Genomic DNA, 22224 nt, shown 5'->3' with positions numbered 1-22224 from the left:
GGCCGAGCTCGCTAGACCCGATCCGGGCTCAGTCGTGGACTGAGCGATGCTTGATCAGCAGGACCGCCAGAATTGTCAGGGCGCAGCAGGCCATAAGATAGCCCGCGACTAGGGTTGGCTTTCCGTCCGCTGCGGCGACCAGTGACGCTGCAATGAGCGGTGTAGGTCCCGCGACGAGCACGCCGTTGAGCTCGCGTGACATTGCAAGGCCCGAGAAGCGATAGCGCGTCGGGAACAGATTCGTGAGGAAGGCCCCCTGCGCTCCTGCCATAGCTCCGAAGCCGATGCCATAGCCCAGAGCAATGCCTACCGTAGACCAGAGCACGCTATGCTTGTCGAACATCCAGAATAGCGGATAGGCGAAGAACATCATGAACAACGCGCCGCCGGCATAGACTTTGGCACTGCCGATGCGATCAGCCAGCGCGCCCAGGACCGGAACGCCAACGATGCCGAACAGCGAGCCGATAGTGACAGCGACCAGACCCTCAGTGCGTGACATGCCGACTGTATTGATCATGTAGCTCAGCGAGAAGGCGCTGAGGATATAAGCGTTCGCATTGTGGCCGGTGACGCTGAGAAAGCCGAACAGAACCTCGCGCGGGCTGTTGCGAAAGAGCTCGCCAAGCGGCGCGCGCTGCTCGTGGCGCCGAGCCTCAGCACGGGCCATCGCCGCAACATATTCGGGCGTCTCGTCGAGATGCTTGCGAATATAAAACGCGACCAGGAACAGCGCGCCAGAGATCAGGAATGGCACTCGCCAAGCCCAGCCAAGCAGCACCTCCTCAGGCAAATAGGAGATCACCAGGAAGGAGAGTGTAGCAAGCATGATGCCGACGAGCGTCGCGGCGTTGGGCAGCCCGGTGTAGAACGCGCGCTTGCTCGGCGGCGCATATTCGGCGACGAGGACAATGGCGCCGGCGAGCTCCGCGCCCGCGCCGAAGCCCTGGATAAGGCGCATGAGCACGAGCAGGACCGGCGCCGCGAGACCGATGCTTTCGTAAGTGGGCAGCAGACCCATCAGCACGGTCGCAAGGCCCATCAAGGTGATTGTCAGGATCAGCGCCGGCTTGCGGCCGAATGTGTCGCCGATATGTGAGATAACGATGCCGCCGACAGGGCGCGCGAAATAGCCGACCGCGAAGGTCGCGAAGGCCGCGAGCACGCCGGCTGTCGGCGACAGGTTGGGAAAGAACAGCTTGTTGATGATTACGCCCGAGGCGGCGCCGTAGAGTGCGTAGTCATACCACTCGATCACCGTGCCTACCGTCGCGGCCATCACGGCCTTGCCGAGATTCGCCTTGCCGGCGGCGGCTGCAAGCGTGGAAGCGTCTGTCGTCGTCATATCTGTCGGCACTCCTCTTTCGATTCTGTCCGGTCGTGGAACCTGCTCATATGATCCCAGTCTCGGTGAGGGGCGCAGTGGTCGGCTCGCCGACCAGGATCATGTTCGACATTGTTCTCGCGGCTCGCCTTGTCGAAGGCCGTCTCCCCTCGAACAGTTGAGGCTATTGTTGGCCGACGCTGCACTGAGTTGATCTCCCCAATACCGGGCGAGCTACCTGAGCTGGGACAAATCACCCGCCGCTTGCCGATCGTGACAACCCGAGTCCGTCGGCATTCTTGACGAGGCCACGCATGTAGCCCAGCGCGAACGCCATCCCGGCATGCCACGGCGCCGCGCATCTCATATCGGGAGTGTGGTCGGGAATAAGTACACCAGTGTAGTTTTCGTCGCGCAGAATGCGAACGATCTCCGCCATGTCGATGTCCCCCTCATCGACGAAGGCTTCGATGTAGCGTGGGAACTTGCCCTTCACATTGCGGAAGTGGATGTAGCCTATCCGTCCGGATCGCGCGAACCGCCTGACATGCTCGTAGATGTCGCCGCCGGGCATTTCCTGCAACGTGCCGAGGCACAGCTCGAGCCCGTTGGCGGGCGAGTCGACGATGCCCATGAGCCGATCGTATTTCTCCGGGCGATTGACGAGGCGCGCCGTTCCCCGCAGGCGATCAGCCGGCGGATCGTCCGGGTGAGCCGCGAGGACGACGCCGGCTTCCTCTGCCACGGGGACGATTTCGCGCAGGAAGCGTTCGAGCCGGTCCCATAATTGCTCGTTCGAAACGGTGACTGGCGCTGCGCCGTCGACAGCGGGCCGATACCGCATATTCCACACGAGCCCGTCGGGGAGGGGCATGTCGGGATCGACAGGCTCGATCCCGAAAGCGACGGAATGTGCGCCGCCCCGTGCGTAGGGGCCGCGCGTCCAGCCGAAGACGCCGGCAATGGAGAAGTTGTACCCGATGCAAGGCACACCTGCGCGGCCGGCGTCGCGCACCAGCCGCTTCAGGCCCTCCATCTGCCGCGGGCGCTCCGGTCCGTCGAGCAGGACATCCGCCCAAAACCGAGGAGAGAGGTTTTCGATCGCCGCGAGTTCGAGGCCAGCTGCGCGAACATCAGCGATCAATGCGGCAAAATCCTCGTAGGTCCACAATGCGTCGGATGAGCAGTCTCCCCAGCCGGCGCCGGGGTCGCCGCTGACGATTTGCGGGTCGCGACCGCTGAAATAATTCGTCAGATGCGCCACGATATGCGTCGCCCCGGCCTGGGAGGCGAACGCGAAATTGTCCGGCGTCAATTGCTCGCGGTAGAGACCGAGCCCGATCTTCATCTGCCTGTTCACCTTCACCGAGCGATCATCGACCGATCCGGCGCCCCCTCTCGAAGTTGCAGACGCCAGTGATGGAGCCGCCCTCATCCCCGCCGTGGGCGACCATCGTCGAAGGATGTGTGGCCTTCATCCAACCCGGGACCGGCCGCCTCGTCGCCAGTAACGAACCGCAGGGCGTATTCGAGGTGCCGGCTCATCAGATACGCGTAAGTGATCCTGTCCTGCTTCCGCAGAGCGTCGATGAGCTCCAGATGGGCTTCGTAGGACTGCTCTTGAGCAGGCGGGCTCGATTTGCCGAGATGCATGACCTCTTCGATCACCGGGCGCAGCATGTGGTAGACGCCGAGCATCGTCCGGTTGCCCGCTAATTCGACGATGGCTTCGTGGAATTCGTAGTCGCGCCGCGCCCGTTCTTCGATGGTAGCGGCTTCAAGCATGCTCAGATTCTTCTGCGCGAGCGCCGCGAAATCCTGGGCTGTCGCGCGCCGCATCACGGCATCCGCGATCCCGATCTCGACGATGCGGCGAAAACCCTGAACGTCCTTGAAGGAGTCCGGCGATATGGCGCCGTGGAACGAGAACATCTTGCGGATGGCGTCGCCGTGCCCCCCGCTGATGACGGCGCCGACCTTGGGGCGGGCCTCAACGATCCCATAGGCCTTCAGCACCTGAAGCGCCTCCCGCACCGTATTGCGGCCAGCCTGGTAAGCCTCCCCCAGCTCGCGCTCGGTCGGAAGGGCGTCGCCGACCTTCAGCCCGCGTTGGGCGATGAAATCGCGGATGAGCTCGACGAGCCGATCGACGGCGGACACGCGTCCGGGGGCGGACGGTTCCAGGGTCGTTTCCGCGCTGAGAGTCTCGTTCGTCATAGCGTTCCTTCTTCATAATTGTTGGACCAGAGATGTCGCCCCGTCAAGAGGCCTACACATCCTAAGGCAATTTGTCTTTTAATTTCAATATATTATGCAGGCCCCGGCGGGGGGTTATTTTCTCACTTGCCCTCTTTCCAGATTTTGCTCAATAGATAGGGAGAGTTGGCCCAACAAATAATTGGCGGTGAGCGAAAACGATGAGGCCCATGGAGGAGTGCTTTCGGTGGTATGGGCCGGACGATCCCGTGCCGCTCGACCATATTCGACAGGCCGGCGCCACCGGAATCGTGACCGCGCTGCATGAGATCTACGACGGCTCGGCCTGGCCGGAGGCGGCAATCTCCGAGCGTAAGCAGACGATCGAGCGCGCCGGCCTCGCCTGGTCGGTCGTGGAGAGCATTCCGGTCCACAACGCGATCAAGATCCGGAATGCCGAGCGCGATCGCTATGTCGGCTGGTACAAAGATTCGATCCGCGCGCTGGCGCGCTGCGGCGTCCACCTGATCTGCTACAATTTCATGCCGGTGCTGGACTGGACGCGCACCGACCTCATGTATCGCCTGCCTTCGGGTGGGTACGCGCTACGGTACGATGCGCTCGATTTCGCGGCCTATGATCTGTTCGTCCTCAAGCGCCCCCGGGGCGAGGACAGCTACGCGCCTGCGCAGATCCGTGCCGCGGAAGAGCGGTTCCGTGCGATGGATGCGGCCAAGATCGGCCGGATCGAGCGCAACCTCATTGCCGGCCTGGTCGCGCGCGAGCGCTCCTTCGACCGCCCCGGCTTTCTCGACGCGCTCAAGGAGTATGAAGGGGTTACGCCGGACGATCTGCGCTCGTCGCTCGTGGCCTTCCTGCGCGAGGTCGTGCCTGTGGCGGAAGAGGTCGGCAGCCGGCTGTGCATTCATCCGGACGACCCGCCGTTCTCCCTGTACGGCCTGCCGCGCATCGTCTCCGCGGCGAGCGACCTGCGGTACATCCTTGCCGCTGTTCCGAGCGCAGCGAACGGGCTGACCTTCTGCACGGGGTCGCTGGGGGCCCGCGCCGATAACGACCTCGTCGCCTGCGTCAAGGAATTCGGGCCGAGGATTCACTTTGCGCATCTGCGCAATGTCGCGCGCGAGTCCGACGGTTCTTTCTGCGAGGCCGACCATCTCGGCGGCTCGACGAACATGCCGGCTGTGATCATCGCGTTGATGCGCGAACAGGAGCGCCGGATTGCCGAGGGGCGCGCTGACTGGCGCATTCCGATGCGCCCGGATCACGGGCATCTTCTGGCCGACGACATCGGCAAGGAGCGGATCAATCCGGGCTACTCGCTGATCGGCCGATTGAAGGGCCTCGCCGAGATCCGCGGCGTGATGCACGGCGCCGCGGCGCTGTCAGCCGGCGCCTGAGGTCGCCTCGCATGGATATGCAGATCGACGAAGAGACGGTCGCCGGATTGAGGCAAGCGGGCCTCGTCCCTGCGGATGGCACGATCGACTGTCGGCCACTGACCGGAGGCGTCGCCTCCGATATCTGGCTCGTGCAGGGGGCGAAAGCGCCATTCGTCGTCAAGCGCGCCCTCGCGAAACTCCGCGTCACCGCGGACTGGCGCGCGCCGGTTGCCCGCAACGCGAGTGAAGTCGCCTGGCTGCGCTTCGTCGCAGGCATTCTGCCGGATTGCGTGCCCGCCATTCTGGCTCACGATCCGAAGCGCGGCTTCTTCGCCATGGAATTCCTGCCTCCGGACAGCTACCCGGTCTGGAAGAACGAATTGAGGAGCGGGCGCGTCGATGCCGACTTCGCCTGCGCTGTAGGGACCTCGCTCGCGACGATTCACGCGAGCACCGCGAGGCGGATCGACATCGCTCCGCAGTTCAATGAAGATTCGGTGTTTCGCGCCCTGCGCATCGAACCCTATCTCGAATATACGGCGACGAAGCACCCCCAGATCGGCGATCCGCTGCGCGTGCTCGGCGCCGGCGTGCTCGGGCGCCACGCGGTCTTGGTACATGGCGATATTTCGCCGAAGAACATTCTGGTCGGCCCCAAGGGGCCCGTGTTCCTTGACGCCGAATGCGCATGGTTCGGCGATCCGGTGTTCGACTTCGCCTTCTGCCTCAACCACCTCCTGCTGAAGTGCTTGTGGGCGCCCGCATACGCGGCGGCGTATGCGGCGAGCTACGACGCGCTCGCCGCGGCCTATCTGGCCGGCGTCACATGGGAGGATGCCGCCGCGCTCGAAGCGCGGGCGGCGGCGCTCCTGCCGGCATTGCTGCTGGCGCGCATCTACGGGCGCTCACCTGTCGAATACGTCGAAGACGATAGGCTCAAGGCGTTCGTCAGAGCTTTCGCCATTCCCCTGATCATGTCGCCGCCGCGCGATCTTTCGATGATCCGCAACGCCTGGATGACGGCGCTCCGGAATGACGGGATAGCCCCATGACCCATTCGATCGCACGCATTGTCGGCCGCCGCGTTTGGGACTCGAGAGGGCGCCCGACGGTGGAGGCGGATGTCGAGCTCTCGGGGGGCATCGTCGGTCGCGCCATCGCACCGGCCGGAGCCTCGACCGGTTCGGGCGAGGCGATCGAGCTGCGCGACGGCGGCGACCGTCTCGGCGGCTACGACGTGACCCGCGCGGTCGCCAATGTGAACGGTGAGATCGCGAAGGCGCTCTCGGGCATGGACGTGCGGGACCAGCAAGCCGTCGATGACGCGCTCGTGGCACTCGACGGCTCGCCGCAGTTAGCGCGGCTCGGCGGCAATGCCGTCATCGCCGTTTCCATGGCCGTCCTTCAGGCGGCCGCGGCGGCTGCACGGCAGCCGCTCTGGACCTATCTCGCTCAAGGCGCACCTGTGACGATCCCGCTGCCCGAGATTCAGATCCTCGGCGGCGGCGCGCATGCCGGCCGTCGCGTCGACATCCAGGATTTCCTCGTGATGTGTCCGACTGCGCGCGATTTCGGCGAAGTCATGGAGCGCACGGTCAACGTCCACGTTGCGGCCGGCAAGCTTCTGGCCGAAGCGGGGCGCAGGCAGGGTGTCGCCGACGAGGGCGGCTGGTGGCCGGCTTTCGACACGAACGAGGAGGCGCTGGACCTGCTGCTGCGCGCGATCGAGCGTGCGGGCTACACCCCCGGCGACGAGGTGAGCATGGCGCTCGACGTCGCCGCCTCGGAGTTCGGCAGGGATGGCCGCTATGTTCTCGGCCTCGAGCAGCGGGAACTCGACCGCGACGAGTTGGGCGAGATGCTGCTGCGGTGGGTCGACAAATACCCGATTCTGTCGATCGAGGATCCGTTCGCCGAGGACGACAAGCAGGGCTTCAAGGCCTTCACCGCTGCGGTTGGGCACCGCGTTCAGATCGTCGGCGACGATCTTCTGGTGACGGACCCGGCCCGCGTCGAGGAAGCCGCGCGCGAGAAACTGGCAACGACGGTCCTGATCAAGCCGAACCAGGCCGGCACTGTCAGCAAGACTCTGGCGGCCTTGCGGGCTGCGCAGCAGCTTGGGCTGGGAGCGATCGTCTCTGCGCGGTCGGGAGAAAGCGAGGACGTGACGATCGCTCACCTCGCGGTCGGCTGGAATGCCGGGCAGTTCAAGGTTGGCTCGACGACCCGTTCCGAGCGCATGGCGAAATGGAACGAGATCCTGCGCATCGAGGAGGCGATTGGCCCAGCCGCACGATTCGCGGGGCAGCAGGCCTTGGCGCTGTCACCGAAGCAGGGGTGAAGCGATGGCGACCGGCTCACACCTCCCGGCGGCTGCGAACGCGACGTCCGCGAGCGGCGATCCGAAACAGCGCGACTGGATCGCGGCTTATATCTTTCTGGCTCCGGCCGCCGCGATCTTCGCGGCATTGATTGCCTTTCCCTTCGCCGACGGCGTCGCCACGGCCTTCACGAACAAGGCGGTAGCTAAGCCGGGCGAGTTTGTCGGCCTCGCCAACTTCATCAGTCTCGTGAGCGATCCGCATTTTGCGGTCGCGGCATGGAACTCTCTCGTTCTGACCGTCTGCGTCGTATCGATCAAGCTGGTGCTTGGGCTGGCGAGCGCGGTCCTGCTGTCGCAACCGATGCCCCTACGCGGCCTGATGCGGTCGCTTGTCTTTCTGCCATGGGCGGTTCCCGGTCTCATCGCCGGCCTGAGCTGGAAATGGATATTCGACGAGCAAGCCGGCGTGCTCAGCGCCATCCTGATGGCGCTCGGCCTAGTCGATCAGCAGGTCTACTGGTTGTCGGATCCGCAACTGGCCATGGTCAGCATCGGTCTTGCGATGGTTTGGCATGGGCTGCCGTTCTTCACCATGATGTTCCTGGCTGCGCTGACCGCCATTCCGTCTGAGCTCAACGAGGCTGCAGCGATCGACGGCGCGTCGGTTTTCCGGCGGTTCTGGTCCGTGACGTTGCCGCAGATGCGCGAAGTGATCTCGGTGACCGTCATGCTGTCGGCGATCTGGACCTTCAACTCGTTCCACATGGTTTTCATCTTGACCGGCGGCGGCCCGGCGATGCGCACGCATATCCTGCCGACGCTCGCCTACGAATACGGCGTCACACAAAGCAAACTCGGCCTCGGCTCTGCCGTGCTGGTGTCCGTGATGCCGGTGTTCCTCGTGCTGATCGTTCTCTTGACGCGGCGAATGCTGCAATCGCAGGCGCGCTGAGAAGGAGTGCCCACCATGGTTGAAGGCAAGAGTGCGGCGGTCGCCCGGCGGATAGCGACCTATGGCGGCCTCTGTCTGGCGCTGTTCTGGGCCCTGGGGCCAATCTATTGGATCATCGTCACGTCGCTCAAGACGTCGCGCGAGATCTACGCACTGCCGCCAACTTTCGTGCCTAAAGCGCCGACCCTGTCAAACTACTGGACCGCGCTGGAGTCCGAGTTTCCGCGGTTCGTGCTGAACAGTTTCGTTGTGGCGATCGGGGTCACCGCGATCTCGGCCATCGTCGGAGCGCTGGCCGCCTATCCGATCGCCCGGATGCAATTCAAAGGCAGATCGCTCGTGTCACGCGCGATCGTCACCGCCTATCTGCTACCGCCATCCCTGATGTTCATCCCGCTGTTCATCGTGCTGCAGAACCTCGGGCTGATCGACACGCGCTTCGGTCTCGTCCTCGCCTACCTGACGTTCACCGTCCCGTTCTGCACCTGGATGCTTATCGGTTATTTCCGGACCATCCCGCGCGATCTTGACGAAGCTGCGCAAATCGACGGCGCAACCCGTACGCAAATTCTGCTCAAGGTCATCATTCCCGTGGCGGCTCCGGGTGTCGCGGTCGTAGCGCTATTTGCGTTCACGCATGCCTGGAACGAGTTCCTCTACGCGCTCGTCTTCGTCTACTCGCCCAACACCAAGACGTTCACGGCGGGCCTCACCGGTCTGACGATGGGCGATACGTTCATCTGGGGCCAACTGATGGCGAGCTCCGTCATCGCCATCGTCCCGATCTTCATCATCTACGTCGTTGCCCAGCGCCATATCGTCGAAGGCCTGTCTGCCGGCAGCGTCAAGGGCTGAGCCAGGGCAGCACATCAATACAAACAAAGGGAGGATGCCATGAGACGGTTTTTCACCACGGTTCTGTCACTGGCGGGGGTGCTGCTGGCAGGGCCTGTCCTGGCTGCGGACCTGACGATCTGGGGCCTGCAGGCCTTCAATCCGAAGGCTGATCAGCACCTGGCCAAGATGGCCAAGGATTTCGGCGCTGCGCGAGGACTGAGCGTCGAATACGTGGTCGTCCCGGCCAACGTAATCAACGAGCGCCTGGCTGCGGCCTTCGAGGGCAAGGCGGCGCCCGACGTGTTCATGCAGGCCGGGCAGCAGGCGCTCTACTATGCCTCGCTCGGCCTCACCGAGCCGCTCGACGAGGTCGTGGCGAAGATGCGCAGCCAGCCCGGCGGCATTTACGAGCGCGTGATGCCGCAGGCCATGTACAAGGGGCAGGCCCATGCCGCGCCGGTCGAGGTCGATCTCTTCCCGATGTTCGTGCGCACCGATCTGCTCAAGGCGGTCGGTCTCGGCATCCCGAAGACATGGGACGATGTCCGCACCGCCATGGCCGCGATCGTCAAGGCCAATCCGCAAGTCTCCGGCCTCGGCATCACGTTGTCGAACGCCACTGACGCCGAAATGCAATTGCGTATGCTCGTCTGGTCGTATGGCGGCGCCATGTTTTCGCAGGACAACAAGACGGTGACGTGGAGCTCGCCGGAGACCGTCGCGGCCTATAAATATCTCGCGGACATGTACGCGAAGGGGCTGATTCCGAAGTCGGCGCTGACCTGGGACGATGCGGGCAACAACACCGCCTACCAGACGGGGCGCAGCGCGATCATCATGAACCCGCCGAGCGTCTATTCCTGGATGCAGCAGAATGATCCGAAACTGCTCGCGGACAGCGAAATGGTCTCGATTCCGAAGGGGCCGGGCGAGAAAGGCCGTTCCGCCTCGATCCTCAGCTCCTTCTCCTGGCTGATCAACAAGGACAGCAAGCGGAAGAGCGACGCCAAGGCCTGGCTCGACTATTTCTTCGAGGTCAAGAACTACGAGCCGCTCATCGACATCACCGGCGGGCGCTGGGTGCCGATCTATCCGGCGCTGACGAAGTCGATGCCGCTGTTCGCCAAGACGCCGGCCTTTGCCGCGTTCGACGACCTCGCACGGAACGGGCTCGTCGACGGTCATGCAGGCGAGGCCTCCGCCGCCTCCGCGGCCGTGTTCCAGGCCAAGGTGGTCACCCAGTCGGTGCAGAAGATGCTCGTCGACCGTACGAGTCCTGAAAGTGCCGTCGCCTGGGCCCAGGAACAGATCGAAACCATCGCCAAGGCGAAATAGAAACCTGCGCGAGCTCCCGTATCCGGGAGCTCGCGCCTCTCATCGAGACTGAAGCACGGCGGCGGCCGGACAGGGCGCTTCTGCAAGCGTGTCGAGATGCACTCACCGAACGTATCATTTCACCCTCGCGCATCCAGCGTGAAAGGACCTGCTTATGAATTTCGCCGATCGACTCGACGCCTGCCATTCCTCGGTCGTTCACGACGTGATGAAGGATCTAGGCCTGCCGCTACGGGTCCTGCCGCGCACCATCATCGGGCTGGAGCCATGGATGCGCTGTGCGGGGCCGGTCTTCACGGTGCGCGGCCGGCCCGACCCCACGCTAGACAAGCACAATTCGCTGCTCGAATGGGCGACGCTGCTATCGCGTGTGCCGCAGGGCCGCGTGGTCATCGTTCAACCGCAGGACGATCGGCGGGCGCTGTTCGGCGGCCTGTCTGCGGAAGCTCTCAAGATCAAAGGTGCGCGCGGCTATATCGCCGATGGCGGCTGCCGCGATATCGACGCGATCGCCAAGGAACGCTTCCCCGTATTCGCGCGTTACGCGACGCCGATCGATATCGTTTCCGCCTGGCGCGTCGAAAGCTATGAGGAACCGATCGCGGTCGGCAACGAAATGGTCCAGCCGGACGACTACGTCCTCGCGGACAGGGATGGCATCATTCTCGTCCCGGGCGCTGCCGTTGAAGCCGTTGTGGCAGCAGCCGAGCAGAAGATGGAAACCGAGGGCGAGATGGTCAAAGCCATCCGTGCCGGAGTGGATCCGCTTGAGGCTTATCTGAAGCATCGGGTTTTTTAAACGCAATGCCGAGCCCTACTCAGTTTCGAAGCAGGCTCTGAGCCTCGCGTGGCGTTGCGGCATTCGCCCTCGGCTATTTCGGCGCGCCGAGTTTGCCGAAGTACATGTCGAACACGCCGCTAGAATACTTCGCGCGTGGCCTCGATTGGCTGCGCGGCACCCTGCTTCCGCTGAACGACTTCGTGGCCATCGCGCTGCGGCTGGGCTCGACTTTTCCCGAACGCGTCTCGGCCGTTCTGGCCTATCTCCCGAGCGCCTTCGTCCATAGCGGACAGGCTGCCTCCGACCCCGCTATTGGCCGTGACCATCGACGGAACGCCAGCCGTGAATGCCGAAGCCAATGCGGGTGCTTGTACCGGCGCTTGTGCTATTGTGAAGCGTCACACAGGATCGGCCGGCTGAGGACAACGAGCGACGCAGGCTCTTCGCTATGCTTAGCGGCTAACTGAAGGGTTATTGCATGGCGAACTCAAAAAAGGAGCGGAATTTCCCAGGAGACACCAGGATCTCCTCCGGTAGATCACCGGAACTACGGTTGGCTTCTGTCTGAGGGAGACGACAACGATGGTTTTTGGGCGGGGATTTATTCGGGGAGGCACGATATCGTTCCTTCTCTGGGGAAGGATGGCGTTGGTCTGGCACACTATCTTTCGATGACTGCACCGCAGCGCACTTATCGCGCGTGAGTGTTCAGCAAGAGCATCGATGACCTGAATCGGAATGACTTCTCCAACCGCGATGGACAGGTGTTGTCGCGTTAACTGCCGGCGGGCGCAAAGAGCTGCGTTGATCTAGAGACACGCTCAAGCTGAGACGATGCAGATGGGTGGCGGAGCGGCGGGGCCGAGGTGGAACGACAGGTACCGATAATCGAAAGCGGCTTGAACGCAGTCTGTCTCGCTGCCGCGGGCCGGGCTATTTGTCGAGGCGGCGAGCCTTGACGACATTCGCTTGTCGTTCATCATATCGGGTCACGCTTCGTATGCGCCCCTTCGTGGCGTGGCGCCGAGTTGCCGCCTTTCCCCGTTGCGTGGGGCGGCTCGGCTCTTTTCACTGAACTCGGGCAGGCCCGAGATCAGCACTCAAGGTGTCGAAGTCGGGTAGACCCGAGTTCGATGCAGGAGAGGGGTTCCCCGCGTTTCCATACCTCACCTGAACGGCGGCTCGTCGAAGCTCCTGAGCTTGCGCGAGTGAATGGTCGAGCCCGCTTCCTTGAGCTTCTCCAGCGCGGCAAGCCCGATCTTGAGATGCTCGCCGACGGCGCGCTCATAGAAGGCATTCGCCGCGCCGGGCAATTTTATCTCGCCATGCAGAGGCTTGTCGGAGACGCAGAGCAAGGTGCCGTAGGGCACGCGCAGGCGATAGCCTTGCGCTGCGATCGTGCCCGATTCCATGTCGACCGCGATAGCGCGCGAGAGGTTGATGCGGCGGCGCTCCTTGGTCCAGCGCAGTTCCCAGTTGCGGTCGTCCTGCGTCACGACGGTGCCGGTGCGCAGACGGTTCTTCAAGCGGTCGCCGCGCTCGCCCGTCACTTCGGCCGCAGCCTGCTGCAGGGCGACCTGGACCTCGGCGAGCGCCGGGATCGGGATGTCGGGCGGCACCAGCTCGTCCAGGATGCCGTCCTGCCGAAGATAGGCATGGGCCAGGACATAGTCGCCGATGATCTGCGTCTGGCGCAGGCCGCCGCAATGGCCGACCATCAGCCAGCAATTGGGCCGGAGCACCGCGAGGTGGTCGGTGATGTTCTTGGCATTGGAAGGGCCGACGCCGATATTGACCAGCGTCACGCCGTCGCCCTTGCTGCGGATCAAATGATAGGCCGGCATCTGGAAGCGATGCCAGGGCGCCGACATCACCCGCTCGGCTGCCGAAACGTCGATGCCGTCTCGCTCGATCCGGACACCGCCCGGCGTCACCAGAGCCTCGGCCGTGCCGGCTTCGATCTCGGCCAGCGCCAGCCGCACGAACTGGTCGACATAGCGGTGGTAGTTGGTCAGCAGCACCCAGGGCTGCACGGCGCGCCAGTCGGTGCCGGTGTAGTGCACGAGCCGCCGCAGCGAGTAGTCGACCCGCACCGCATCGAACAACGAGAGCGGGCGCGGCTCGCCCTCGACGATGTCGAAGGTGCCGTCGGCGATCTCGTCGCCGACCAGCGAGAGCAGCGGCGTCGGGAAATGCCGGGCGAGCTCGGCGGCCGTGACCTTGCCGCGCCCGAGCTCATCGCCGCCTTCGAGCGCATAGGGGTAGGGAATCTCCTGATGGCTCACGCCGGTCTCGATCGTCGCGCCATATTCCTCGACGAGCGGCTGCAATTGGTCGAGCAGATAGGCGCGGAATTCGGCCGGCTGCGTCACCGTGGTCGAATAGATGCCCGGTGCTGCGAATTTGGCGAAGCCGCGCCGTGTCGCTGCCGGCAGCTTCGAGGGCTCATAGGTGACGCGCAGCAGCGGATAGCGATAGCGCGCGCGCTCCTCGGCCGTCGGCGCCTCGCCCGTATCGAAGAAACGCTGCAGGTCGCCGCGCAACGCCGCCTTCGCGTCCGCATAGAGCAGCTCCAGCCGGTCGACGGCGGCGTCTGGCGTAGCGGCGGTCTCGAATGTCATGGGGCGAACGTACCTCTCGTTCGGTCGAGCTTTAGAGCCGGATGATGTCAGATGGAAACACGAAGTGATCCCATCTGACATCTGAATCCGTCTCTCATCTAAAAGTGAGAGCAGGATCAATGCGAAAAACCGGTGCCCACTTTTTCGCATCCTGCTCTGACTGCGCCGCTGCCCTGCTGACAACAGGGATGGGTCCGATACAGGCCAGTTGGGGTCTGGCGCTGCCCGCTTGACAGCGAAGCGGTGCGGCTTTACTGAACCATCAAGTTAATTAACTCATCGGTTTAATTCAATGTCGAGCGACCCGCTCAGCCTCACCCTGTCCGCCCTTGCCGACCCGACGCGGCGCGCCATCCTGGCGCGGCTGTCGCTGGGCGAGACCTCGGTGACGGAGCTGGCCCAGCCCTTCGCGATGAGCCTGCCGGCCGTGTCCAAGCATCTCAAGGTGCTGGAGCGGGCCGGGCTGATCACGCGTGGCCGCGAGGCGCAATGGCGGCCCTGCCGGCTCGATCCCGGCCCGCTGCGCGAGGTCTCCGAGTGGCTGGAACACTACAGCCGTTTTTGGGACCAGAGCCTGGGACGATTGGAGGAGGTGCTGCGCGAGATCCAGGCAGCACCGGTCGAGGACGGTCAACCGTAACGCGGTTCCGAACGAAGCGGACATCGGTTCGCGTCAAGAAAACGCGTTGAAACAAAGCACAAGAGCCGCGTGGCGGCGTCAAACGAGGAAAACCCATGCTCAAGACCGTTCTTCTCAGCCTGCTGGCGCTCCTCGCCACCGGCATCGTCGTGGTGCTGATCCTCGCCGCAATGAAGCCCGACAGTTTCCAGGTCCAGCGCGCCATCGCCATCAATGCGCCGCCCGAGCGCATCTACCCGCTGATCGCGGATTTCAGGGCCTGGGGCGCCTGGTCGCCTTGGGAGAAGAAGGACCCCAACCTGAAGCGCAGCTTCAGCGGGGCCGAGACCGGCAAGGGGGCGATCTATGCCTGGGCCGGCGACAAGAATGTCGGCGAAGGCAGCATGGAGATCGTCACGGCCGAACCGTCAAGCAAGGTCGGGCTCAAGCTCGACTTCATCAAGCCTTTCGAGGCCCATAACGCCGCCGTCTTCGCGCTGCAGCTGCAGGGAACGACGACCAATGTGACCTGGACGATGACGGGGCCGGCCCCGTTCTTCGCCAAGATCATCCATGTCTTCTTCAACATGGACCGGATGGTCGGCGGCGATTTTGAGGCCGGCCTCGCCAGCCTCAAGGCGCAGGCCGAGCGCCCCGCCTGACCGCAGATCGAAAGAACCCAAGCCAAAAAAACCGGAGAGGAGGCAGCCCATGAAAGCAGAACCCCAAAAGGAACATGAGTGGCTCGCGGAGCTCGTCGGCGAATGGGCCTCGGAGATGGATTGCGCCATGGGCCCCGGCCAGCCGCGCCAGAAATTCAAGGGCAAGGAAAGCGTGCGATCGCTGGGCGGGCTCTGGACGCTCGGCGAAGGCCAGGGCGAGATGCCCGACGGCAGCACCGGGAGGACGCTGATGACGCTCGGCTTCGACCCGGCCAAGGGCCGCTTTGTCGGCAGCTTCATCGGGTCGATGATGACGCATCAATGGCTCTATGACGGAGCCCTCGACGAAACCGGAACGGCCCTGTTGCTGGATAGCGAGGGGCCCAGCATGAGCGGTGACGGCTCGCTCGCGGCCTATCGCGACATCATGACCATCGTCAGCCCCGATCACCGCATCCTGACTTCGTCCGTGCCCGATGGAAACGGCGGCTGGACCGAATTCATGACCGCCCATTACCGCCGGACCGGGTGAGCCCGGCCTTATCCCCTCATGATGCAAGGACAGACCCCATGAAGATCGCCCCCTATCTCTTCTTCCCCGGCAATTGCGAGGAAGCCTTCACCGCCTATGAGAAGATCCTCGGCGGCAAGATCATCGCCATGATGAGCCATAAGGGCACGCCGGCCGAGGGCCAGGTCGCCCCCGACTGGGTTCCCAAGATCATGCATGCCTGCCTTCAGCTTGACGGAGGGCAGATGCTGATGGCGTCCGATGCTCCGCCCGATCGTAGCGAAGGGCCGATGCAGAGCGTTTCGGTCAGCGTCACGGTCAAAGAGACGGCCGAGGCCGAACGCATCTTCGCCGCGCTCTCGGATGGAGCCAGGATCAAGATGCCACTGGAGGAGACCTTCTGGGCGCCGCGCTTCGGCATGCTCCAGGACCGCTTCGGCACGCATTGGATGATCAGCAGCGCCCCGGCGGAGGCCTGCGTGGCGGCTTAACCGGCATCCTCATCGTCATTGCGAGGAGCGTAGCGACGAAGCAATCCAGGGGGCGTCGAGTGCTGCCGCTCCTGGATTGCTTCGCTACGCTCGCAATGACGGGATCGGGCTTATCCCAGCACCGCATAGGCGATCAGGCCCGCGATCAGCCAGAGCGCCCAATTGCCCCAGCGGTTGCGCTGGGCTTCGGCCCGGCCGATCGCCTCGATGCTGCGCTCATCCAGCGAGAATCCGTGCCGCGAGGCGTCTTCGAGCTGGCCGAGCACGCGCTCCGCCCGGCCGACCGTCTCGGGCAGGCTGGCGAGGCTGAAGGCGAGCGAGCGCGCCCCGCGCCCGATATCCTCGATCTTGCCCAGCGGCCCGAGATTGCGGGTGATCCAGTCGCGCACCACGGGCTCGGCCGTGGTCCACATGTCGAGATGCGGATCGAGCGTGCGCGCAACGCCTTCGACCACCACCATGGTCTTCTGCAGCATCACGAGCTCGGTGCGCGTCGCCATGTCGAACAGGCCGGTGATCTCGAAGAGCAGGGTCAGGACCTTCGCCATCGAGATCTGGTCGGCGCTCTTGTCGTGGATCGGCTCGCCAACCGCACGGATCGCCTGGGCGAAATCCGCAACGGCGTGGTGGCCCGGCACGTAGCCGGCCTCGAAATGCACCTCCGCCACGCGGGTATAGTCGCGGGTGATGAAGCCGAGCAGGATTTCGGCGAGGAAGCGCCGCTCCTTCAGTCCGAGCCGGCCCATGATGCCGCCATCGACGGCAACCAGTCGCCCTGCTGAATCGACGAACAGGTTTCCCGGATGCATGTCGGCATGGAAGAAGCCGTCGCGGATGGCATGCTTCAGGAAGGACTGGATGACAGTGCGGCTGAGCACCTGGAGATCATGTCCGGCGGCCCGCAACCCCTCGATGTCGGAGAGCCGGACGCCGTCGATCCATTCATCGACCAGCATTTCGCGCGCGGTGAGCTGCCAATCCGGCGTCGGCACGCGGAAATCGGCATCGTCCTTGGTGTTCTCGGCGAATTCGGAGAGGGCGGCGGCCTCCAGCCTGAGATCCATCTCCATCGTCACCGAGCGTGCCAGCGTCTCGACCACGCCCGACATGCGCAGGCGGCGCGCCTCGGGCGAGCGTCGCTCCGCCATCTCCGCGCCGAAGCGCATCGCCGCGAGGTCGCGGTGGAAGCGGTCGCGGATGCCGGGCCGCAGCACCTTGACCGCGACCTCCGAGCCATCCTTCAACCGGGCGCGATGCACCTGCGCGATCGAGGCGGCGGCGACGGGCGGCCCGAATTCGGCGAAGATCGCCTCGACCGGCTGGCCATGGGCGGCCTCGATCGCGGCGCGCGCCTGTTCCATAGGGAACGGGGCCATCCGGTCCTGCAGAGCCGAGAGATCCTCGGCGATCTTCATGCCGACGACATCGGGCCGCGTCGCCAGGAACTGGCCGAACTTGACATAGGACGGTCCAAGCCGCGTCAGCGCCGCTGCGAGCCGCGTCGCCGAGGAGCCGGCGCCCTTGCGTTCGATCAAGCGGCCGAGCCGGATCGCGGCGCGCGCCAAAGGCGGCAGGACCGACGGATCGACAAGGGCAAGCGCGCCCTCTCGGGCCAGCACGAAGCCGACCCGCGCGGAACGGGCGAGATGAGCGATGGCGGTGATCATGCGCGGCAACCGATCACGAGGTTGGCCGCACCTGTGATCCAATTCGCGCTGTCATCCCGGGCGACCGGAGGGAGACCCGGGATCCATTCCTGAACAGTTCCGGCATGGGTCCCGGGTCTGCGCTTCGCTCCGCCCGGGACGACGGCGCGGTTAAAATAGCCGGGATTCACAGCTTCCAGCCGGAATGCAGCGCCACGACCCCGCCGGTCATCGGCGTGAACTTCGCCCGCCGGAAGCCTGCATCCTCGATCATGCCCGCGAAGGCCTGGGGCTTGGGGAATTTACGGATCGATTCGACGAGATATTGGTAAGGCTCGGCCTCGCCCGTCACCATCCGCCCCATCGGCGGTATGACGTTGAAGGAATAGGCCTCGTAGACCTTGTCGAGCAGCGGCACGTCGACATGGCTGAATTCGAGGCAGAGGAAGCGCCCGCCGCGCTTGAGCACGCGAAAAGCCTCGGCCAGCGCCTTGTCGATGCGCGGCACGTTGCGGATGCCGAAGGCGATCGTATAGGCGTCGAACTGGTTGTCGGGCAGGCCGAGCGCCTCGGCATTGCCCTGGACGAAACGGATGCGGTCGTCATCGGGAAAGCGCTTCTGCGCCCGGTCGCGGCCAACGCTCAGCATCTCAGCATTGATGTCGAGCACGGTGACGTCGGTCTGCGGCCCGCCGGCGTCGAGCACCTGGAAGGCGACATCGCCGGTGCCGCCGGCCACGTCGAGATGGTGAAAGGGCCGGTCCTTCGCTGGCTTCAGCGTCGTGATCAGCGCATCCTTCCAGAGCCGGTGCAGGCCTGCCGACATCAGGTCGTTCATCAGATCGTAGCGGCTGGCGACCTTGTGGAAGACGTCGTCGACCTTGGCCTGCTTCTGCGCGAGCGGCACGGTTTCAAAACCGAAATGGGTGGTGTCGGAGGCTGCTGTCACGGCGCGGGCTGCTCTTGTGTTCTGGTGAGGCGATGAATAGCGAAACGAGCGGGGCTTGTCGCGGCCCGTCTCGACGCAGGCTTGAGAGTGGACTGGAATGCCCGAACTTCCCGAGGTCGAAACCGTTCGTCGCGGGCTGGAGCCCGCCATGCTGGGGCAGGTTTTCGCGCGCGTCGAGCAGAACCGGCCCGATCTGCGCTTTCCCTTGCCCGATCGCTTCATCGAACGGCTGACCGGCCGCAGGGTCGAAGCCCTGTCGCGGCGGGCCAAATATCTGATCGTCGATCTCGATGACGGCCAGGCGCTGATCATGCATCTGGGCATGAGCGGGCGCTTCGTGGTGGAGGCGCCCGGCACGCCGCCGACCGAGCCTGGCGCCTATTACAACGAGATCGGCCGGCACCTTCAGCACGACCATGTCGTCTTCCATCTCGGCTCCGGCGCGCGCGTCACCTATAATGACGTCCGCCGCTTCGGCTTCATGGACCTTGTTCCGCGTGCCGATCTCGCCGCTTCCAGGCATTTCGCCGGCATGGGCATCGAACCGTTGGGCAATGAGCTGTCGGGTGAGACGCTGGCGAAGCTCTTCGCCGGGAAGTTCGCGCCGCTGAAGGCGGCCCTGCTCGACCAGCGCCTCGTTGCGGGCCTGGGCAACATCTATGTCTGCGAGGCGCTGTTCCGCGCCGGGCTCCATCCCGAAGCCGAGGCCGGTTCGATCGCGACCGCGACGGGCCGTCCGCGACCGGCGGCGCATGCTCTGGCCCAGATCATCCGCGAGGTGCTGGAAGAAGCGATCACCTCCGGCGGCTCGACGCTGCGCGACTTCGCCCATGCCGACGGCTCGCTCGGCTATTTCCAGCACCGGTTTCGCGTTTATGACCGCGAGGGGCAGCCCTGCGTGACACCGGGCTGCGGCTCTGTGGTCAAGCGGCTGGTGCAGTCGGGCCGCTCGACCTTCTATTGCGAAAGCTGCCAGCCGCAGCGCTAGAGCATTTTCGAGCGAAGTGGATACCGGTTCGCGTGAAGAAAATGCGATAAAACAAGGAGGTAGAGCATTTCCGCGATTCTGAGAAACGCGGAAATGCTCTAATCAGCGGGCAGCAACGGGAGGCGGCTGGTTCGGACAGGACGGCACGTCGGTGTCGGTCAGGCCCCAGGACGGTGCGGACGCCGTCCAGATGAAACCCTCGGGCTTGCCGAGCTCGCGGTCGTCGAGCGCGCCGGCGCGGACCACGACCATCTCCGGCCGCGATGACGAAGCGCTGAACAATGGCGTGCCGCAATGCGGGCAGAAGCTGCGGCGCATCGTGTTGCCGCCGTCGGAAAGGCTGACATAGTCACGGACCTCGCCCTCCAATTCGCGGCTCGCGAGCGGGAAGATCAGGTTGATCGAGGCGTTGCCAGCGGCGAGATACTGGCAGTCGCGGCACCAGCAGGCGCGCTTGGCTACCGGCGGTTGATTGAAGCGGAAGCGTATGGAGCCGCAGAAGCAGCGTCCGGTAACGGGCTCGGCCATGGGGTCGCCCTTCTCCTGCAAGACGGCGAGTGAAGGTGATCCGGCCCGCGACGGCAAGGCCTGGTCACGGGAGCGCCCATCTCGGCGTGCGCTCCCTCGCATGGACCGCGCTCCTCCCGCCCGCTAAACGTGGCCCAACGAAGCATCCGGGAGGCCGCCATGGCTTATGAGACCATTCTCGTCGAGGTGAAGGGCAAGGTCGGCGTCGTCACGCTGAACCGGCCGCAGGCGCTGAACGCGCTGAACGGCCAGCTTATCGACGAGGTCAACGCGGCCCTCGACGGCTTCGAGAAGGATGCCGCCATCGGCTGCATCGTCCTGACCGGCTCGGAGAAGGCCTTTGCCGCCGGCGCCGACATCAAGGAGATGCAGGGGCGGACCTTCCCCGGCACCTATCTCGACGACAAATTCGCCGATTGGGACCGTATCGGCCTGCGCCACAAGCCGATCATCGCGGCGGTTGCGGGCTTTGCGCTCGGCGGTGGCTGCGAGCTCGCGATGATGTGCGACTTCATCATCGCCGCCGACAACGCCAAATTCGGCCAGCCCGAGATCAATCTCGGGGTCATTCCCGGAGCCGGCGGCACGCAGCGCCTGACCAAGGCTATCGGCAAGGCCAAGGCCATGGATCTCTGCCTCACCGGGCGAATGATGGACGTCAACGAGGCCGAGCGCGCCGGCCTCGTCGCCCGCATCGTGCCGTTGGCCGATCTCATGGCCGAGACGATGAAGGCGGCCGACGGCATCGCCGCCAAGTCGCTTCCTTCGGTGCTGATGGCGAAGGAAGCGATCAACCGCGCCTTCGAGGTGGCGCTGAGCGAAGGCCTGCGCTTCGAGCGCCGCGTCTTCTCCTCGCTCTTCGCAACGCAGGACCAGAAGGAAGGCATGGCGGCCTTCATCGAGAAGCGGAGGCCCGATTTCCAGAACAGGTGAGACACACCTTTCCGTCATTCCCAAGCATTTCCACGTTTCTTCGAATCGCGGAAATGCTCTGCCTCCTCCGGCAGGAGATGCTCGGGTCAGGCCCGGGCATGCGACGCGCTTCCCGGCCTATGGCCGCCCGGCCGGCACGCCTTCGCGAATCGTCTTCGAAAACTCCGGATCGTCGAGCGACAGGGTCCGCGCCCGCTCACTGATCCGCCCCTGCCGGACCAGTTCATCGAGCGGGATGTCGGTCCTGACCGCGCCGATGCGCTGGAGATAGCCCGGCAGATAGCCCGACAGCAGCACGCGCGGGTCGAGTGGTAGCGAAAAAGTCCAGCCGGGCGCGACAGAGCCGACGAGATGGTAGACCACCGTCGTGCAGTTCGTGGTCAGCGTATTGTACCAGCGCGGCGTTGCCGCAAGCCGGTTGACGTCGGCGATATAGGCCAGGAGCACATCGCGCGCTTGGGCAGGCGTGGCGGCGAGCCGGAACAGGCGGACATCCTCCTTGCGGGCATGGCTGCGCAGGCCGACGATGTCGCGCTCATCGGCGGCGACATAAGCCATCTCGTAGGTGCGGAAGAAGCCGGCGAGCGAGGACCACTCCTCGCCCTTCTCGCGCCTGACCTCGATCGAGAAGGTCAGCGGCACCGAATCCTTGAAGGTGAAGCTGACCAGGAGATGGGCGATCGCCTCGCCCGACCAATAGGACAGGAACAGGTCCGCGCCCTCGATCCTGGTCAGGTCGTAGCTGCGCGTCTCCCAGAGCTGGTCGTAATCAGCCTCCGTGCGCCAGCGGAAATCTCGCAGATTGCTGACGGTGATCGTCTCGCCCTCGCGCGTGATCTGCGGCAGCTTGGCGAGTTCGGGAATCCAGTCCCGGTCGTGCGACGGCGCCATGCCGTTCCACCAGCCAAGCAGGCCGAGAAACAGCACCGCGAAGGAGAGCGGCAGGCGCGCTGCGCCGGTCCAGATCCCGATCGCACCAGCAAGGCCGGCAAGGCCGAAGCCGATGGCGGCCAGCGTCGCGATCGTGCCGGTCAGGCGAAAGAGCAGGAGGCCCGAGCCCCATGCCGTCGCACTGAGGACGATCAGGCTGGTCAGGAGTTGGACAGTGACAAGAAGAAGGCGGCTCAT

General features: G+C 64.5%; 21 protein-coding genes. 13 read left to right on the top strand and 8 right to left on the bottom strand.

Features of this window, described 5'->3' with window-relative positions:
• Nucleotides 1-28: 28 nt before the first annotated feature.
• The 3 genes from BMZ97_RS18475 to BMZ97_RS18465 all read right to left on the bottom strand — a co-directional run bounded on the left by BMZ97_RS18475 (nucleotide 29) and on the right by BMZ97_RS18465 (nucleotide 3541).
• Nucleotides 29-1345 (bottom strand): MFS transporter, encoded by a 1317-nt coding sequence (locus BMZ97_RS18475; protein WP_092172770.1) that lies wholly within the window; start codon nucleotides 1343-1345, stop codon nucleotides 29-31.
• A 232-nt stretch (nucleotides 1346-1577) separates the two neighbouring features.
• Nucleotides 1578-2672 (bottom strand): mannonate dehydratase, encoded by a 1095-nt coding sequence (locus tag BMZ97_RS18470; RefSeq protein WP_092173309.1) that lies wholly within the window; start codon nucleotides 2670-2672, stop codon nucleotides 1578-1580.
• An 83-nt stretch (nucleotides 2673-2755) separates the two neighbouring features.
• Nucleotides 2756-3541, bottom strand: coding sequence for a FadR/GntR family transcriptional regulator (locus tag BMZ97_RS18465; protein ID WP_092172767.1), 786 nt, complete (start codon nucleotides 3539-3541; stop codon nucleotides 2756-2758).
• A 209-nt stretch (nucleotides 3542-3750) separates the two neighbouring features.
• Between BMZ97_RS18465 and uxuA the strand changes: the two genes are divergently transcribed.
• The 7 genes from uxuA to BMZ97_RS18430 all read left to right on the top strand — a co-directional run bounded on the left by uxuA (nucleotide 3751) and on the right by BMZ97_RS18430 (nucleotide 11166).
• The gene (uxuA, locus tag BMZ97_RS18460) at nucleotides 3751-4938 is read left to right on the top strand and encodes a mannonate dehydratase (protein WP_092172764.1); all 1188 of its coding nucleotides are present in this window, start codon (nucleotides 3751-3753) and stop codon (nucleotides 4936-4938) included.
• A gap of 11 nt (nucleotides 4939-4949) precedes the next feature.
• Nucleotides 4950-5972, top strand: a complete 1023-nt coding sequence (locus BMZ97_RS18455) for a phosphotransferase family protein (RefSeq protein ID WP_244546484.1) — start codon at nucleotides 4950-4952, stop codon at nucleotides 5970-5972.
• Complete coding sequence (gene eno / locus BMZ97_RS18450) at nucleotides 5969-7261, top strand: phosphopyruvate hydratase (RefSeq protein ID WP_092172761.1); 1293 nt, start codon at nucleotides 5969-5971, stop codon at nucleotides 7259-7261. Before BMZ97_RS18455 ends, eno begins: the two co-directional genes overlap by 4 nt.
• Nucleotides 7262-7265: 4 nt before the next feature.
• Complete coding sequence (locus BMZ97_RS18445) at nucleotides 7266-8195, top strand: carbohydrate ABC transporter permease (RefSeq protein ID WP_092172758.1); 930 nt, start codon at nucleotides 7266-7268, stop codon at nucleotides 8193-8195.
• A gap of 15 nt (nucleotides 8196-8210) precedes the next feature.
• Complete coding sequence (locus BMZ97_RS18440; RefSeq protein WP_092172755.1) at nucleotides 8211-9050, top strand: carbohydrate ABC transporter permease; 840 nt, start codon at nucleotides 8211-8213, stop codon at nucleotides 9048-9050.
• A gap of 39 nt (nucleotides 9051-9089) precedes the next feature.
• On the top strand, nucleotides 9090-10367 hold the full coding sequence (locus tag BMZ97_RS18435; RefSeq protein ID WP_092172752.1) for an ABC transporter substrate-binding protein: 1278 nt from the start codon (nucleotides 9090-9092) through the stop codon (nucleotides 10365-10367).
• Nucleotides 10368-10521: 154 nt separating this feature from the next.
• Nucleotides 10522-11166: an RraA family protein gene (locus BMZ97_RS18430; RefSeq protein WP_092172749.1), complete on the top strand. Its 645-nt coding sequence runs from the start codon at nucleotides 10522-10524 to the stop codon at nucleotides 11164-11166.
• Between the two features lie 1148 nt (nucleotides 11167-12314).
• Here BMZ97_RS18430 and BMZ97_RS18420 read toward each other — a convergent pair.
• Nucleotides 12315-13769 carry an AMP nucleosidase gene (locus tag BMZ97_RS18420; RefSeq protein ID WP_092172746.1) on the bottom strand — a complete coding sequence of 485 codons (1455 nt, stop codon included), beginning with the start codon at nucleotides 13767-13769 and terminating at the stop codon, nucleotides 12315-12317.
• A 292-nt stretch (nucleotides 13770-14061) separates the two neighbouring features.
• Between BMZ97_RS18420 and BMZ97_RS18415 the strand changes: the two genes are divergently transcribed.
• The 4 genes from BMZ97_RS18415 to BMZ97_RS18400 all read left to right on the top strand — a co-directional run bounded on the left by BMZ97_RS18415 (nucleotide 14062) and on the right by BMZ97_RS18400 (nucleotide 16052).
• Nucleotides 14062-14409: an ArsR/SmtB family transcription factor gene (locus tag BMZ97_RS18415; RefSeq protein WP_092172743.1), complete on the top strand. Its 348-nt coding sequence runs from the start codon at nucleotides 14062-14064 to the stop codon at nucleotides 14407-14409.
• Nucleotides 14410-14504: 95 nt separating this feature from the next.
• Nucleotides 14505-15050: an SRPBCC family protein gene (locus BMZ97_RS18410; RefSeq protein WP_092172740.1), complete on the top strand. Its 546-nt coding sequence runs from the start codon at nucleotides 14505-14507 to the stop codon at nucleotides 15048-15050.
• A gap of 49 nt (nucleotides 15051-15099) precedes the next feature.
• Entirely contained in the window at nucleotides 15100-15582 is a 483-nt protein-coding gene (locus BMZ97_RS18405) for a DUF1579 domain-containing protein (RefSeq protein WP_092172737.1), read from the top strand.
• Nucleotides 15583-15620: 38 nt separating this feature from the next.
• The gene (locus BMZ97_RS18400) at nucleotides 15621-16052 is read left to right on the top strand and encodes a VOC family protein (protein ID WP_092172734.1); all 432 of its coding nucleotides are present in this window, start codon (nucleotides 15621-15623) and stop codon (nucleotides 16050-16052) included.
• 110 nt (nucleotides 16053-16162) lie between these two features.
• On the opposite strand, the gene ubiB is transcribed toward BMZ97_RS18400, so the two are convergent.
• Complete coding sequence (ubiB, locus tag BMZ97_RS18395) at nucleotides 16163-17719, bottom strand: 2-polyprenylphenol 6-hydroxylase (protein ID WP_092173304.1); 1557 nt, start codon at nucleotides 17717-17719, stop codon at nucleotides 16163-16165.
• 166 nt (nucleotides 17720-17885) lie between these two features.
• A complete protein-coding gene (gene ubiE / locus BMZ97_RS18390) occupies nucleotides 17886-18647 on the bottom strand; it encodes a bifunctional demethylmenaquinone methyltransferase/2-methoxy-6-polyprenyl-1,4-benzoquinol methylase UbiE (RefSeq protein WP_244546483.1) in 762 nt (253 codons plus the stop codon).
• A gap of 97 nt (nucleotides 18648-18744) precedes the next feature.
• Between ubiE and mutM the strand changes: the two genes are divergently transcribed.
• On the top strand, nucleotides 18745-19635 hold the full coding sequence (mutM, locus tag BMZ97_RS18385) for a bifunctional DNA-formamidopyrimidine glycosylase/DNA-(apurinic or apyrimidinic site) lyase (protein ID WP_092172731.1): 891 nt from the start codon (nucleotides 18745-18747) through the stop codon (nucleotides 19633-19635).
• Between the two features lie 102 nt (nucleotides 19636-19737).
• Here mutM and BMZ97_RS18380 read toward each other — a convergent pair whose 3' ends face one another.
• Nucleotides 19738-20163, bottom strand: coding sequence for a GFA family protein (locus BMZ97_RS18380; protein ID WP_092172727.1), 426 nt, complete (start codon nucleotides 20161-20163; stop codon nucleotides 19738-19740).
• A 159-nt stretch (nucleotides 20164-20322) separates the two neighbouring features.
• Between BMZ97_RS18380 and BMZ97_RS18375 the strand changes: the two genes are divergently transcribed.
• Nucleotides 20323-21096 carry an enoyl-CoA hydratase gene (locus BMZ97_RS18375; RefSeq protein WP_092172724.1) on the top strand — a complete coding sequence of 258 codons (774 nt, stop codon included), beginning with the start codon at nucleotides 20323-20325 and terminating at the stop codon, nucleotides 21094-21096.
• 117 nt (nucleotides 21097-21213) lie between these two features.
• Here BMZ97_RS18375 and BMZ97_RS18370 read toward each other — a convergent pair whose 3' ends face one another.
• Nucleotides 21214-22224, bottom strand: a complete 1011-nt coding sequence (locus BMZ97_RS18370; protein WP_092172721.1) for an Lnb N-terminal periplasmic domain-containing protein — start codon at nucleotides 22222-22224, stop codon at nucleotides 21214-21216.

Source organism: Allobosea sp. OK403 (assembly GCF_900113835.1).
GTDB lineage: Bacteria > Pseudomonadota > Alphaproteobacteria > Rhizobiales > Beijerinckiaceae > Allobosea.
The sequence above is the reverse complement of the archived record's forward strand: the minus strand, read 5'-3'. Positions and strand labels throughout refer to the sequence as shown.